14 protein-coding genes are annotated in these 14997 nt (G+C 70.1%); 4 read left to right on the top strand and 10 right to left on the bottom strand.

Translation table 11 applies throughout. The annotated features are described in order from the left end of the window. The first annotated feature begins 383 nt into the window (after positions 1–383). Entirely contained in the window at positions 384–1286 is a 903-nt protein-coding gene (locus tag AB0I66_RS05490) for a hypothetical protein (protein WP_363206362.1), read from the top strand. Here AB0I66_RS05490 and AB0I66_RS05485 read toward each other — a convergent pair. Then, the gene (locus AB0I66_RS05485; RefSeq protein WP_363206361.1) at positions 1258–1827 is read right to left on the bottom strand and encodes a hypothetical protein; all 570 of its coding nucleotides are present in this window, start codon (positions 1825–1827) and stop codon (positions 1258–1260) included. The two genes, AB0I66_RS05490 and AB0I66_RS05485, sit on opposite strands and share 29 nt — an antisense overlap. A gap of 370 nt (positions 1828–2197) precedes the next feature. On the opposite strand from AB0I66_RS05485, the gene AB0I66_RS05480 reads away from it, so the two are divergent. The 3 genes from AB0I66_RS05480 (at position 2198) to AB0I66_RS05470 (ending at position 4565) form a co-directional block, all read left to right on the top strand. Next, positions 2198–2731: a SigE family RNA polymerase sigma factor gene (locus AB0I66_RS05480; protein WP_363206360.1), complete on the top strand. Its 534-nt coding sequence runs from the start codon at positions 2198–2200 to the stop codon at positions 2729–2731. Continuing rightward, complete coding sequence (locus AB0I66_RS05475; protein WP_363206359.1) at positions 2731–3612, top strand: hypothetical protein; 882 nt, start codon at positions 2731–2733, stop codon at positions 3610–3612. The genes AB0I66_RS05480 and AB0I66_RS05475 overlap by 1 nt, the downstream gene beginning before the upstream one ends. A gap of 95 nt (positions 3613–3707) precedes the next feature. After that, positions 3708–4565, top strand: coding sequence for a pectate lyase (locus AB0I66_RS05470; protein WP_363206358.1), 858 nt, complete (start codon positions 3708–3710; stop codon positions 4563–4565). 63 nt (positions 4566–4628) lie between these two features. Here AB0I66_RS05470 and AB0I66_RS05465 read toward each other — a convergent pair whose 3' ends face one another. The 9 genes from AB0I66_RS05465 to AB0I66_RS05425 form a co-directional block, all read right to left on the bottom strand. After that, a complete protein-coding gene (locus AB0I66_RS05465) occupies positions 4629–5735 on the bottom strand; it encodes a pectinesterase family protein (protein WP_363206357.1) in 1107 nt (368 codons plus the stop codon). An 82-nt stretch (positions 5736–5817) separates the two neighbouring features. After that, positions 5818–7125: a polysaccharide lyase family 1 protein gene (locus tag AB0I66_RS05460; protein WP_363206356.1), complete on the bottom strand. Its 1308-nt coding sequence runs from the start codon at positions 7123–7125 to the stop codon at positions 5818–5820. Positions 7126–7127: 2 nt separating this feature from the next. Beyond that, positions 7128–7940, bottom strand: coding sequence for a rhamnogalacturonan acetylesterase (locus AB0I66_RS05455; RefSeq protein WP_363206355.1), 813 nt, complete (start codon positions 7938–7940; stop codon positions 7128–7130). Then, positions 7937–9307: a sugar ABC transporter substrate-binding protein gene (locus AB0I66_RS05450; RefSeq protein WP_363206354.1), complete on the bottom strand. Its 1371-nt coding sequence runs from the start codon at positions 9305–9307 to the stop codon at positions 7937–7939. The genes AB0I66_RS05455 and AB0I66_RS05450 overlap by 4 nt, the downstream gene beginning before the upstream one ends. 67 nt (positions 9308–9374) lie before the next feature. Beyond that, positions 9375–10931, bottom strand: coding sequence for a family 43 glycosylhydrolase (locus tag AB0I66_RS05445; protein WP_363206695.1), 1557 nt, complete (start codon positions 10929–10931; stop codon positions 9375–9377). 11 nt (positions 10932–10942) lie between these two features. Beyond that, the gene (locus AB0I66_RS05440; RefSeq protein ID WP_363206353.1) at positions 10943–11797 is read right to left on the bottom strand and encodes a PmoA family protein; all 855 of its coding nucleotides are present in this window, start codon (positions 11795–11797) and stop codon (positions 10943–10945) included. A gap of 7 nt (positions 11798–11804) precedes the next feature. Next, positions 11805–13052, bottom strand: coding sequence for a Gfo/Idh/MocA family oxidoreductase (locus AB0I66_RS05435; RefSeq protein WP_363206352.1), 1248 nt, complete (start codon positions 13050–13052; stop codon positions 11805–11807). Then, positions 13049–13924 (bottom strand): carbohydrate ABC transporter permease, encoded by an 876-nt coding sequence (locus tag AB0I66_RS05430; protein WP_363206694.1) that lies wholly within the window; start codon positions 13922–13924, stop codon positions 13049–13051. Before AB0I66_RS05430 ends, AB0I66_RS05435 begins: the two co-directional genes overlap by 4 nt. A gap of 32 nt (positions 13925–13956) precedes the next feature. Then, entirely contained in the window at positions 13957–14913 is a 957-nt protein-coding gene (locus AB0I66_RS05425) for a sugar ABC transporter permease (RefSeq protein WP_363206351.1), read from the bottom strand. Positions 14914–14997 lie beyond the last annotated feature (84 nt).

Genomic DNA, 14997 nt, shown 5'->3' with positions numbered 1-14997 from the left:
CCCAAGGCCACACACCACCGCCACAGGGTGTGGCCGTCCGCATGATGTTGTCGAACCGCACAGTCCCGAAGGCGGATCGTGTACGCCCTCTTGCCGCCGATACCTGGCGATTGCACTCTTTGAAGCGGGGCTGTCGCGATCCGTGACCGGGGGAGGGGCGCATGTCGGAGCAAGGTGGTGGCTTGACCGAGCCAGTTGAACCTGGTGTTCCAGTGCTTCGAGACGGGATACTCCTGCACACCCGCACCGCGGTCGAAGCTACGGTCGGCGACGGTACCGACGGAACTGTTCTCTGCAGCACCGAAGCAGTCCACCGAGCCAAGAGTGCCCGGCGTGACCTAGGTGGCGCCCTGTTGCTCGATCCAGGGCGCTATGAGCAACATATGGCCAGCACCGCCAACTCCTTTTATGTGCAGCCGCGGGATGGCGGCATCCCCGCGCTCTACGCCACACAGCGTTGCGTCGGCTATCCCGGGCGTGAGCAGCTGGACGCCGGAGCCACGGCTGTCCTCACCCCGACCCGATACTTCACGTCCGGAGACATCTGGTCCGTCACTGCGGCCGTGCGACGGGTGCGCGAACTCGACCCGGAAGAAGTCATCTTCACCGTGCCACTGGCTGCCCGGTGGCTGCAGTCGGACCAGGACACCCGCCGACTCATCGACTCCCTCAACGGGATCCCGCACGTAAAAGCGATCGCCCTGGGCTCCTCAAGCGATCCATTGCCGGACCTGACCGCGGCGCGACGCCTCCGCGATTTGATCGACGACGTCTACAACGTGGCCCTTATCCGTACCGGGCTCGCCGGCCTCGATGCCTATGCCCGCGGCGCCACCTTTGTCTCCATCGGGGTTCGCAACTCATGCCGAGCTTTCTGGCCGCCTGACGCGCGACATCCCGACGCCAATCGAAAGGGCGCAGCGCATCCCTACGTCCTGCACCCCATCCTGATGGAATATTTTCCCGGCGGCGATCTCGCTCACCTGTATGGACATGGCAAGCCTCCCGAATGTCCATGCCACGTCTGCGACGGTCAGTCCTTCGCTCGCTTTGTCGGCGACGACTGTGACGACGTCAGGGAAGCCGAACGGCACAACGTGGCCACCTGGCTGCCCTGGGCCGAAGAACTGCGACGAGCGTCACCTGGCAGAGCACGGCGCGAGTTATGGCGGCAGCGCTGCTATCAAGCCATTGATGCCCGCGGGGCGATCGAACGGCGATGGCGCAGCAGGCGGAGTCCGCCCGCATCCGCATCCCTCACGTTGTGGGCCTCCGAAGGGGACTGACCTGCCCGGGCGCCGTTGACAAGCCCAACACCTGACCGTACGCGTGCTCGGCGAACCGCCAACCGGCCGGTGTCTCCCACACCTCGGCAAGTGGCTCTGGCGGCGCCAGTACTCGCGGTTCGCCCTTGCCCTGCCAGTGCACGACTCCGGTACGGAAGCGCGCTGCTTCGGCCTGCAGGGCGACCGACCCGTCCTCCGGAGAATCCAGCCAGACCGCCTGCGGGGCATACGCGCCGAACGGCATCACATCCAGTGCCGTCACGTCGGCATGCTCGCTGCGCACCACCGCCAGGTCCACAGTCAGTGGTGGCACCGCCAGACGCTCAACCAGATCCCCGCGACGCACCCACGCGTGCGACTCTCCGCCGCGCACCAACAGGCGCTGGTCCCGGCTCGCCAGCGAACCCCACGGCGTCGGCTGCCTTGTTGGCAAACTCAACAGTGCGTCGAGCGTGCCCAGGTTTTCCAGCGCCCCGCCTTCTACGGCCATTCGACGGGCATGCTCCTCGTCGTTCAGGCGGTACGCGAGTGCCACCTCCACGCCCCACAAAGTCACTTCGGACAGGCGGGAACCGGGTGGGATCTTCCCGCCCGACACTGCCTCAACTACTCGTCGCGCATGAACACTTGCGGACATGAAAACGGACATAACAACCTCGACCATTCCGACGACACCATGCACGCAACCACACGTCGGACAACCCTCGAACAGAAACCGGCAAACGCCGCACCCAGGCAACGCAAATGGGTTGGGCCCAGAGGCCGACGCCGCCTGGCTCAGATCTGCCTGGGATTCCGGACGTTGTTCGATCTCTCGCACGGACGTTGCTATGCTCGCGCACCGCGCTTCGGCGGCACGGGGGCCACCCAGCGCGCGGGCAGAGCCGCGCAAGCACAGAAAGAGGTCACCCGTGGGGACAGCCGTCGATGACGCCGCCGCCGCGGAGTTCCACGACTTCTTCGAGCGGCACTACAACGAACTCGCGCGCCTGGCACACATGCTGACCGGTGAGAAGGACGCCGCGGACGACCTGGCGGCCGACGCCCTGGTCGCGCTCTGGAACCGCTGGGACCGCGTCAGGGCCGCCGATCACCCGGCCGCGTACGCCCGTGGTGTCGTCGCCAACATGGCCCGCAGCCGCATCCGCAGCGCCGTGCGGGAACGCCGCCGCGTGGCCCTTTTCTGGGGCCAGCGCGCGGAGGGCGTCGACGACCCCGACGTACCCGCTGTCGTCGACGTCCAGGAGGCGTTGCGTACGCTGCCGTTCCGTAAGCGGGCCTGTGTGGTCCTGCGGCACGCCTTCGACCTGTCGGAGAAGGACTGCGCGCTCACCCTCGGGATATCGGTCGGTACGGTGAAGAGCCAGACGTCCAAGGGGATGGCGGAGCTGCAACGGCTCCTCGGCGAGCGGGCCGCGTCGCAACTCGTGGGAGGGAGGCAGTGATGGACGACGTACGCAAGCAGCTGCGCGATGCCGCGGCCGAGCACCGCCCCGACAGGGAACGGATGCTCGCCCGCGTCGAGCGCGGCATGGAGCGTGGCGCCGTCGACGACCTCGGGGCGGCCTCCTCCCGCGGCAGGCTGCGCCGGCCCGCCCCCTGGCTGCGCGTCGCGGGCGCTACCGCCGCCGTGGCCGGGGTCTTCGCGCTCGGCGGATACGCCGTCGCCTCCGTCGTCCAGGGCGAGGAGCCGCCGCCGAGCACCGTGGGCACGCCCGCCGCCCCCGATACCCCGGCCGGGCCCGGCCCCTCCGCCTCCGCGCCGGACGACGAGAACGCCGAACCCAGCTCGCCGGCGGAGCCCGCGCAGCCCTCGGGCAAGGCCACGAAGGGCACGCCCGGCAAGGACACGGACCCGGACACGAAACGGCCGCCGAAGAAGTCCGATCCGCCGCCCTCCACGCGGCGCCTGGCGCCGGATGCCAAGGGCGTCGAGGACGGCTACCTCTGGAGCGATGGCTCCGTCGACCCGCAGAGCAACGACTTCTGGGCGCAGAGCACTCTCACCTTCAAGACCGGAAAGCCGCTCACCGCGCTCAGCGTCGAACTGCGTGTCGCGCAGACCGGCGGAGTCAGCGACACGGGCAACTGGCGCTCCCTGCCCGCCGACGACTTCACGGTCTCCGTGCGCGAGGAGGGCGATGAGCTGGTCTACCGCTGGACGCTGAAGGCGGGCCGGACCGTCCCGGAGGGCGAACACGTCTTCGCGGGCCAGTACAACCACGCCGAGGGCGGCAGGGACGCGGGCGAGGACACCTACGCGGCGGAAGCGGCCGCGGCGGGCCAGGAGGCCGCGGTGCGCGGCGACTTCGCCCGTACCTCCTAGAGAATTCCCCGCAGGGCGGCAACCTTCCGCACCCGGGCGGAGACCAGCAGACGCAAGGTCCGCAAGGTCATCCCCCCAGCGAAAGAGCGGTCCCCATGACCACGCAACTGACCCCGCAACGAGCCGAACTGCGCAGGAACCGGAAGCGCCGCCTCACCCGCCGCCGCGCCGTGGGCGCGGCGGGCGGCGCGCTCCTGCTGACCGGCGCCACCCTCGGCGCCAACGTGCTGCTCTCCCCTGCCGGAGCGGCGACCACGGCGGCAGCCGCCTGGCCGACTCCCACCGGCAACAAGGCCGTCAGCAAGACGATCGAGGTGTCCGGCACATACGACGGCGGGCTCCAGCGCTTCTACGGCAGCGGAGACCTCGGCGGCGACGGCCAGGAGGAGGGCCAGGACCCGATCTTCAAGCTGAAGGACGGCGCGGTCCTGAAGAACGTAGTCCTGGGCAAGCCCGCCGCCGACGGCGTGCACTGCTCGGGCAGCTGCACCATCCAGAACGTGTGGTGGGAGGACGTCGGCGAGGACGCGGCCAGCTTCAAGGGCACCTCGTCCGGCGCGACGTACAACGTCACCGGTGGCGGCGCGAAGAAGGCCGACGACAAGGTCTTCCAGTTCAACGGCGCGGGCAAGCTGAACATCAGCGGTTTCCAGGTCTCGGACTTCGGCAAGCTGGTCCGCTCCTGCGGCAACTGCTCCAAGCAGTACAAGCGCACGATCACCGTCAACGACGTGGACGTGACCGCGCCCGGCAAGTCGCTGGTCGGCATCAACACCAACTACGGCGACACGGCGACCCTCCGCCAGATCCGCATCCACGGCGACTCCAGCAAGAAGATCAAGCCCTGCATCCGCTACACGGGCAACAGCTCGGGCGACGAGCCCAAGGAGACGGGCAGCGGCCCGGACGGCACGTACTGCAAGTACAGCGCGTCGGACATCAGCTACCAGTAGCCGTCACAGCGGACCACCAGTGACCAAGTCCCGGTCACTGGTGGTCCGTTGCCGTCGGTGCTCTCAGCGGAGCCGAGGTGTCCAGTCCCTCAGGTAGGCGGAACGTGTCGCGGACCGGGCCTGTGCACGCGTGAGTTGGGGGCGGTTGTCCGGGACGGTGACTGCCGCGCCGGGCCCCGTGTTGTGGTACTCCGCGAAGCGTTGGGACTGCCAGGGGTGGGCTTCGCGCATGTTCGCGTAGGGGGTTGTCGCGTCGATGCCGGGGCCCAGGCGGGTGTCGCGCACCGTGAGCATGGGGCGGGCCGTCGTGTCGGAGGTGGGGACCCAGGGGCGGGCCAGCTTGTAGTACGCGTCCGGGGCGCCGCTCGTCACCCGGCCGCGGGTGACCAGGTAGCCGCGCGGGTTGGCGACGGCGGTGGACGGCGCGAAGACGAAGCCGTACGGCGCTGCCGTCAGGTCGCTGCGGGTGAGCGTGTGGAAGCGGCAGCGCTCGAAGACCGCGGTGGCCCGGCCGAAGACGAAGTCGACGTCGCCCTCCACGTGGCAGTCGCGGAAGTACTGGCGGGCGAAGACGCCCAGGTCCACGGTGTCGGCGTAGAGGGTGTCCTGGTGGCCTAGGAACCGGCAGCGGAAGAACGCCGAGCGGTCGCCCATGACCTTGAGGGCGACGGCCTGCGTCCCCGTGTACTCGGGGTGGTCGGCGCGCAGCCAGTCGTTGGCGAACGTGATCGCGTGCGCGCTGAGACCGGCGGCCCGCACGGTCGTGGTGGCCGAGCCGCTGGTGCCGTAGGTGCCGGACCCGTCGGGCTTCGGGGTGCCCGCCGCGTTGTCGTACACGATGACCGTGTCGCGCGGGTCGCCGCTCGCGCCGATGAGCGTGAGTCCCGCGCTCGTCTCGGGGACGGTCACGGTCTCGCGGTACGTGCCCGGGGCGAGGACCAGTGTCCATCCGGGGCCGGAGGCGGCGTCCACCGCGGCCTGGACCGTGGTGTGGTCGCCGCCGCCCGCCGGGTCGACGTACAGCGTCCGGCGGGCGGGGCGCCGCTCGGCGGCGTGGGCGGGCGGCGTGCTGCCGAGGGCGAGAGCGGCCCCGGCACCCGAGCCCGCCGCGAGCAACGTACGCCGTCCGACAGGGGAGTTGAGGCGAACAGGGGAGTGGTGCGAGGGCATGGCTGCTCCTTCGCCGTGCGGTCAGGTGAGGTGAGTTGAGGAGAGGAGAGGAGAGGAGAGTGAGGTGGGAGGGTCGACCCGCTCAGTGGCGCTTGCCGGCGCCCGCGTGACGCGCGAGCAGTCCCGGCAGCTTGCGCGGGTCGTCCACCCGCGTCCGGAGGCTCGGCGTCCAGCCCGCACCCGACTGGAGGGTCTCCTCCGGGATCTCCGCGTTGTGCACGGCGATGAGATCGACGCGCTTGCCGTTGACGTAGTTGGCGTCGGCGGTGACCGGTGCCTCTTTCCACTTCTTCAGGATCTTCGCGGCGCTGATCCCGCGCGGCACCGTGAACGCGTTTTTCTGCGCGACCAGTCGGGACTCCTGGCCGATCCCGAACGAGTACTGGTAGCCGTTCGCCGGGACCACGTAGTGGTTGTTGTAGGCGTCGACCTGACCGAAGCGGACGCGCGGCGCACGCTCGACGATGTCCTTGAAGACGTTGTGATGCAGGGTGACCCGCAGCTTGCCGCGGTCGGTGGCGCCCGCGCTGTCACTGTTGCCGATCATCAGGGTCTTGTCGTGGTCGGCGAACACGTTCCAGGAGGCGGTGACCAGATCCGCGCCGCGCACGACGTCCAGCTCGCCGTCGTGCTGCTGATAGATCTCGCCGTAGTAGGACGGCAGTGAACTGTCGGGGTGCTCGCCGTCGGTGAACGTGTTGTGATCCACCCACACATGAGTCGAGCCGTACACGACCATGCTGTCGTACTCGGAGTTCCAGGCACCCCGGTCCCCGTCCGTGGGGTCCCACTGCGGGAAGCAGTCCAGCGGGCTCTCCAGGGTGAGGTTACGGACGACGACATTGTCCACGCCCTGGATCTGCAGGCTGCCGCCGACGATCCCGGCGTTCCTGCCGACGCCCACGATGGTCGTGTCGGCGGGTACGTACGCCTTGATCGCCGCGGCCTGCCGCGTCGCCGACGCCGCCCGCAGGTCCTCCTGTACGCCGCTGACCGGCGTGTCACGTCCCCACACGGCGGGGTCGTAGTCGGCGAGATAGCGGTCGAAGTCGTAGCCGTCCGCCTCGAACGCGGCGCAGCCCTGTGCCGTCGCGTTCAGCGTGCCCTTGATCTTGATGATCCGGGGAGCGCCCGCGTCGTCCGCGAGCGCGGCCCGCAGTTCTTCCCAGGTGGTGACGGTGTACGTGTGCGCCGCGTCGGCCCCGGCACCGCCGGTGGTCCCGCCGTCGGCCGACGCCCACCCGTCGCGCGGCGGCAGTACGTCGTGCCGGTGGGAGCCGGAGGCCGAGGCCGGCGCGCTGGTGACCGCCATCACCAGGGCGGTGCATCCGGCGAGCGCCGCCAAGGATCTGCGCGCGGCCACTCTCGGCGTGGCTTTCGTCGTCCTCATCGTCACGGTCCTTCCGGCCAGGTGATCCAGGATGGGGGTATCGCGGCGTCCAGCCGCCGCACGTCGCGCGGCGCGAGCACCTTGTGGTGCAGCAGCCCGGCCGCCACCAGGCGGGCCACTTCGATCGCGCCCGGCGGATTGAAGTGCGTGTTGTCCTGCTCGGTGGCGGTCCAGTTGAAGTACGCCTTGGTGGCCTCGACGCCGAGCTTCTGCCACAAGGCAAGGGACTGGGTCTGCACGTCGAGCAGCGGCACGTTCTCCGCCGCGGCGAGCGCGCGCATCGCCGCCGGGTACTCGCCGTGCGTGGGCAGAGCGGTGCCGTCCGCGTCGAACTTCCTGCGCTCCACGGCGGTTACGAGCACCGGCCGCGCGCCACGGGACCGCGCCCCGTCGACGTACTGCCTGAGGTAGTCCTGGTACGTCGACCAGGGCTCGGTGTAGCGGGTCGGGTCGGCGCTCTTCTCGTCGTTGTGCGCGAACTGGATCAGGAGGCGGTCGCCGGGTCTGATCGTCTCCAGGATCACCGTGAGCCGTCCCTCGTCGACGAAACTCTTCGAACTCCGGCCGTTCATCGCGTGGTTGGAGATCCGCATGCGGTCACGCAGAAAGAAGGGGAGGGCCATGCCCCAGCCGGTCTCGGGCGCCGCGTCCGCGTACTTCTGTGCGGCGGTGGAGTCGCCGGCGATGTAGAGGGTGGGCCTGGTGCCCGCCGGGCGGGCGAACGCCGCCGGGGCCGCGGCCGCCGCGAGCGGAAGGCTCGCGAGGGCCGCGACCGCACGGCGTCGGCCGACGCCGTGCGCGGGGTGCGCTGTCACTTGTTCTGTTCGTTCCACTCGGCCTGAGCCTTGTTGAGCTGCTCGGCGAGGGTGTCGAGGAAGTCCTTCGCGGACATCTTGCCGAGCAGGACCTTCTGGTAGTTCGGCTCGTTGTCGGCCTTGCTGATGGTGTTCCAGTCGGGCAGGTAGTACGGCAGCTGCACGATCTTCAGGGAGCCGTCGTTGAGCGCGGCGGCGGCCAGCTTCGTGGGCTCGGCCTCGTTCACCCAGGCGTCTTTGGAGGCCGCGGTGTTGGCGGGGATGGCGCCCGCGGACTCGTTCCACTTGCTGTTGGACTCGTGCGAGGCGGCGAACTCGATGAACTTCCAGGCCGCGGCCTTCTTCTTGCTGGACTTGAACAGGCCGAGCCCGTCGACGGGGTTGGAGACCTGGACACGGATGCCCGCGTCGGTCGTCGGGTTGGGCAGACCGCGGAACTTGCCCTCACCGAGCGCCTTCACGTGGTCCGTGTAGGAGCCGAGGTTGTGGCTGAGCATGCCGATCTGGCCGGTGTCCCACTGCGCGTTCATCTTCTTGAAGTCGTTGTTGACGTCGGCCTCGGGGGTGTTCTTCTTGTAGAGCCCGACGTACTTCTCCAGCGCCTTCACGTTCTTCGGGTCGTTGACGGTGGTCTTCTCGCCGTCCCAGAACGATCCGATGCCGGACTGGCCGTAGGCCGCGTCGAGGGCCTGCGCGATGGAACCCTCGCCGCCGCGGATGGTGTATCCGAACTTGTTGGAGTCCTTGTCGGTGAGCTTGTCGGCCGCCTTGTAGAACTTGCTCCAGGTGGTGGGGGCCTCCAGGCCCGCGGCCTTGAACAGGTCGGTGCGGTAGTACAGGACGCCGTTGCTCGCCGACGTGGGCACCGTGAAGAGCCGGTTGCCGCCGCCCGCCGCCCGGACGCTGTCCACCATGCCCGGGTTCAGCTTGCCTTCCAGGGAGCTGCCGTTGAGCCGGTCGTCCAGCGGCTCCAGGGCGTTCTGCGCGGAGATCCCGGCGAGCATCGCGGCACCGACGCCGCCGACGTCGGGCAGGCCGCCGCCCTGGATCGCGGTGTCGTACTTGGACTGGACGCTCTCGGCGGGGATCGGAACGTACTTGACGTGGATGTCCGGGTTCTTCGCCTCGAAGTCCTTGATGATCTCCTTCCAGACGTCGGTGCGGACACCGCCGTTGTTGTCCCAGAAGGTGATCTCGCCCTTGCCCGAGCCCTCCTTGCCCTTGTCTCCGCCCGCCCCGCTGCCGTCGTCGCCGCAGGCGGTGGCGGTCAGCGCGAACGCGGCGGTGAAGGCGACGGCTGCCACCGCGCGACGGCTTCTGCTTCTGTTTCCGAGTCCGCTTCTGTTCTTGCGGATGGTGAGGTTCATGGTCGGCTCTCTTCGTCGGATTACGGGTGGTGCGAGGTGATGTGGGGTCAGGGGGTGCGGTCCGGACTCAGTGCGTGGTGATCCGGAAGTGCGTGAACAGGGCTGTCCCGACCCCGTTCCGTCCTGTGGGCGCCGCGGCGAACAGGCCGAGCAGTGCGCCCACCCATCGCCATGGCGTCGCGGCGAAGACCTGGCCCGAGGGGCGGAAGCCGTCGCCGGTGTCGGCGGAGAAGCGGCAGCGGGCGCCCTCCGCGACGTCGATCCGCAGCCGCGCGGTGCCGTCGGCGGCGAGGCGCGGGTGTCCGGCGTCGCGCTCACGTTCCGCGACCGGTTCCGCGAACCGGTGCACGAGGCGGACCGTGCCGTCCTCGCCGCGCTCAAGGCCGATCCAGGCGAAAGCGTCGCCGAGCACGGCGAGCCCGGCCCTGGCGCCGTCCGCGGAGCCGTCGAGCCGGAGCCCGACCTCGACGGTGCACGGCGTGAGGGGAAGGCGCTGGGTCAGGACATGCGGCAGGCGGCGCAGGTCGTGGACTTCGGCGGACCTGACGCAGGTCAGCCGCAGTCCGTCCGACCCGTGCGAAGTCGCCCACCCCTCGGCGGGGTTGGCGGACCACTGCCACTGGCGGCCGTGCCGTCCGCCGGGGAAGTCGTCGTCGGTGGCGGGCGCGGACACGGGCTGCGGGGGCAGGGCGGGCTTCTTGTGTACGGCGACGGGGGCGCCGCCGTCCCCGATCACCGGCCAGCCGTCGGTGTCCCAGCGCATCGGCTGGAGGTGGACGACCCTGCCGTACGCGCCGCGCTGCTGGAAGTGCAGGAACCAGTCGTCGCCGGAGGGGGTGCGTACCCAGCCGCCCTGGTGCGGTCCGTTGACGTCGGTGTCGCCCTGCTCCAGGACGATCCGCTCCTCGTAGGGGCCGTGGAAGGTGCGGGAGCGGAAGGCGCCCTGCCAGCCGGTCTCGACCCCGCCGGCGGGGGCGAGGATCCAGAACCAGCCGTCGTGGCGGTACAGCTTGGGGCCCTCCAGCGTGAACCAGCCGGGCAGTTGGTCGGCGTCGATCAACACCCGCCCCTCGTCCAGGAGTTCACGGCCGTCAGGGCTCATGCGGTGACCGGTGAGCCGGTTCTTGATCCCGGAGCGCGACCTGGCCCAGGCGTGCACGAGATAGGCCTCGCCGCGCTCCTCGTCCCACAGCGGGCAGGCGTCGATGAGGCCCTTGCCCGCCTTCACGAGGTGCGGCGCGCTCCAAGGCCCGCGGATGTCGGGGGAGTTGACCTGGAAGATGCCGTGGTCCGGGTCGCCCCAGAAGATCCAGAACCGTCCCTCGTGGTGCCGGATCGACGGCGCCCACACCCCGCAGTCGTGCCGTGGCGCGGCGAACGACTCCGCGGGTTCGAGGCGCTCGAGGGCGTGCCCGATCAGGGTCCAGTTCACCAGGTCGCGGGAGTGCAGGAGCGGCAGCCCCGGGGCGCGCCCGAAGCTGGACGCGGTGAGGTAGAAGTCGTCGCCGACCCGGACGACGTCGGGGTCGGACCAGTCGGCGGCGAGGACGGGATTGCGGTAGGTCCCGTCGCCGAGGTCACCGGTGCGGCCGGTGAGACCACCGGGTTCGTAGGGGCCGCTCATCCGGGGGGCGTTCACGCGGTCACCGCCTTGCGGACGAGCCCCGCGGCCTCGGTCCGGCTCGGGCGGCCGTCGGAGACGACGGTGATGACACGGCGTACGACGGTCTCGCCGGGGCCGATCGGCAGGCGGCGTGAGTGCGCGAGCGAGGAGCCGACGCCGGGATACTCCGTGGTCCGCACGAACCACGGGTCACGCCGCGTCTCGGGCGTGGCCCCGGCGAAGACGAGCGTCCAGCCCTGACCGGAGAGGGCCACCCAGTCGGCCGTCGCTCCGTGCGCGGCGGCCTCGCCGTCGGCGTCCGCGGTGAACACCTCGGGGGGCCGTGTCTCCTTGGGGGCGCGCCAGAAGAAGCCTCCATAGGCGGCGCCGGAGCGGCCGTTGGTGGCGGGACTGCCGATCGAGATCTCCGCTGCGGCCGGGTTGGTGAGGGAGAACGTGAAGTCGAGGGCCCAGGCGGACGGGGTGAGGGGTGTGACGGCGACCGTGCGCCGCTCGCGCAGCAGCTCGCACTCGCCGTCGAGCCAGCCGATCTCCTCGACGAACCCGTCGGGGTCGCGCAGCTTGAACTCCAGATGGCGCTGTTCACCGTGGTTGTCGAGCTCGGTGGGCCCCTGGTCGCGGACGTAGGTGCGCCCGCCCCAGAAGTTGCGGCCCGCCGCGTCGGGCACGGCGACGCCCACGCCGAGGTGGTGCGGGTGGTCGGCCGGGCCGTACTCGGTGACGGGGAGGCCGCCGAAGGTGCGGACGGGGTGGAGGTAGGGGCGGGGCGCAAGGCGTGGGCCGGCCGAGGGGTGGATGACGTAGCGGCCGACGGGGCGGCCCGAGCAGCGCAGCATGAGCGCGGTGTCGGTCGCGGTTCTGTTCATGGCGTACTCACCTCGGTGGGGTTTCGGCGGTGGGTGACGGGGACGTGGGGGACTTGGAGGTGGAGGGCTCAGGGGCGGGCGGGCTGCCGGGCAGCGCCCAGAACGTGCCGAGCTCCGCGAAGCCGCACAGCGTGTCGGCGCTCGCCGCGACGAGCCCGTCGATGCCGTGCACGACCCGGCGCCGCACCCCTTCGTGCTCGCCGGGCACCGAGCGCCAGGCCTCGACCGGCAGGGGGAGTGGGTCGGGCGCCGTGCGGACCGCCTCGACGACCTTCATGAAGGCGCCCGTCGACGCCGGCGGAACCAGCAGTTCGGCACGGCCCGCGAGGTGATCGACAAGGTTTTCGAGGAGGTCCGTCCGCCCGTGAAGGACCTCCTCGGGCCCGTGCCCGGCGCGCTGCACGAGCACCCGGTCCTGCTTGTACCAGAACGTGATGCGGCCCCGGGTGCCGTGGACGATGACGTACGGCTCGTCGGGTCGCTCGGCGCAGAGGGTCGCGGCGACACCGATGCGGCCGCCGCGCGCGGTGCTGATCCCCACGAACGAGGTGTCGTCCGACTCGATGGCGTTGGCGCGGAACAGCTCCGTGTCCACCCGCGCGATGTCCTCGGCCCGCGTGGACCCGTCCACCGCCAGGGCGGTGGCGACGGCGTGGGCGAGGGGGTTGGTCAGGACCCCGTCCACGACGTCCACACCGTCCAGGCGGCGCCGCCCCGCCCAGGCCGCGCGCCGGTAGTACGCCTCGTCGCGGGCCCAGGCCCCCGCCGCGCCGACGCCCATCGGCTCCCCGACCGCGCCTTCGGCGACCAGGGCGCGGATGGCGGGCACGGCGTGCGAGCCGAGCGACTGGAACCCGACCTGGCAGACCACGCCCCCGGCGGCCACCGCGTCGGTGATCCGCCGGAACGCGGCGTACGAAGGGGCGGGCGGCTTCTCCAGGAGCAGGTGCACGCCACGCTCGGCGGCGGCCACGGCCAGGTCGGCGTGGGTGGGGATGGGCGTGCAGATGACGGCGACGGCGGCCTTGGTGGCGTCGAGCAGTCCCGCGAAGTCCGCGGACTGCGCGGGTTCGCCGAGTCCGTCGAGTTCGGCACCGGTCAGCGGTGCGAGCTCGCAGATCCCCACGAGGCGTACCAGACCCGCCTGTTGAAGGCGCCGGATGTTCTCCAGGTGCCATCTGCCGTGCCCACGCGCTCCGGCGAGGACCAGCGGCAGCGGGGTGCGGGGCGCCTTCGGGCCTGGGCCAGGGCTCATCCCTTCACCGCCCCGGCGCTGAACCCGGTGACCAGCCACTTCTGGATGAAGGCGAAGACGATCACGACGGGCAGGGCCGCGATGACGCCGCCGGCCGCGAGCGCGCCGAGGTCGACGCTGTCGGCGCCCATCAGCGTGGCGAGGCCGACCGGGATCGTCTGCTTGTCCTGGTTGGACAGGAACATCAGGGCGAACAGGAAGTGGTTCCAGCTGTGCACGAAGGCGAAGGAGCCGACGGCGATCAGGCCGGGCCGCAGCAGCGGCAGGACGACGGCGCAGAAGGCGCGGAAGCGTCCGCAGCCGTCGACCCAGGCGGCCTCCTCCAGGGAGTACGGCACGTTCTTGATGAACCCGCTGATCAGGATCATCGAGAGCGGCAGCTGGAAGACGGCCTCGGCGATGATGACGCTGCCGAGCGAGTTGATCATCTGCAGGTTGGCGAAGATCTGGAAGAGCGGCACCAGCATCAGCGCGCCCGGGATGAACTGCGAGCACAGAAGCGCCAGCATGAAGCCGCGCTTGATCTTGAAGTCGAAGCGGGCCAGGGCGTAGCCGCCGGCCAGGGCGACGACCGTGGTCATCACCATCGAGAGGACGCCGACGATGAGGCTGTTCTGGAAGAAGAGGCCGAAGCTGCGCTCGGTCCACACCTTGTCGAAGTGCTCGAAGGTGATCGGCCAGGGGAGCAGCGACGTCGAGCCCGCCGGGCGGATCGCGAAGAGCAGCATCCAGTAGAACGGGATGAGGGTGAAGAGGAGGTAGAGGCCGAGCGGGAGGTAGATCTGCCAGCGGGGGGCCTCGTCCCAGGGGCGCCGCTTCGGTGTGCGGGGGCCGCCGCGGCGGGGCTCGGCGGTCGCGGTGATGTCCGCCATGGCGCTGTCCCTGTCCAGGTGCTGAGTGGTGGTCACTTGTCCTGACCTCCGAACTTGCTCAGCCGCAGATAGACCATCGAGCAGAAGAGAAGGATCACGAACGCGATGGAGGTCAGCGCGGAGGCGTAACCGAAGTCGTGCGAGTCGACGGCGATGGAGGCGATGCGCAGCGGCAGGGTCGTCGTCTCGCCCGCGGGTCCGCCGCCGGTGAGGGTGTAGAGCAGGTCGACGTTGTTGAACTCCCAGACCGCGCGAAGCAGCGTGGAGAGGATGATCGCGTCCTTCAGGTGCGGCAGCGTGATGTGCATGAACTGCCGGAAGCGGCTCGCGCCGTCGACCTCCGCCGCCTCGTACAGGTCCTTCGAGACGGACTGCAGGTCGGCCAGGATGAGGATGGCGAAGAAGGGGACGCCGCGCCAGAGTTCGGCGACGACGACGGCGGGGAAGACGGTGCTGGTGTCCGAGAGCCAGGACGTCCCGTACGAGCCGATGCCCATGTCCGCGAGGTAACGGGTGATTCCTGTCTGCGAGTTGAAGATCAGCAGCCAGATCGTCGAGGTGAGCACGCCGGAGACGGCCCACGGCGAGAAGACCATGGCGCGGGCCATCGCGCGGCCGATGAACGTCTGGTTCACGATCAGCGCGAGCCCGAGGCCGAGCAGCAACTGCAGGACGACCTCGACGACGACCCACTGGAGGCTGAAGCCGAGCGTCTGCCAGAACTGCGGGTCCTCGGTGAACGCGGTGACGAAGTTGTCGAAGCCCGCGAAGCCGTCACGCCAGGGCTTGGTCGGGTTGTGGTGGCGCAGGCTGTAGTAGAAGACGCTGATGACGGGATAGGCGATGAAACCCACCATCAGGAGTCCGGCCGGCGCGATCAGCAGATACGGGAGCCTGCGCGGGGTCGCTCCCGTTCGGCGCCGGTGCGCACCCGGCACGCGGCGCCGGGGCGGTGGCTGCGGTGGCGCTTTCGCCACAGCTGAGGCCATGTCTGCTTCTCCGTTCTCAGGGGCGGCACACGGTCCGCGAGATGAAGCGCTTCGCAGACGTCGTTCGATATCTCGTACAAATAG

Source organism: Streptomyces sp. NPDC050439 (assembly GCF_040655335.1).
Taxonomy (GTDB): Bacteria; Actinomycetota; Actinomycetes; order Streptomycetales; family Streptomycetaceae; genus Streptomyces.
This window is presented reverse-complemented; position numbering and strand designations above follow the sequence as displayed.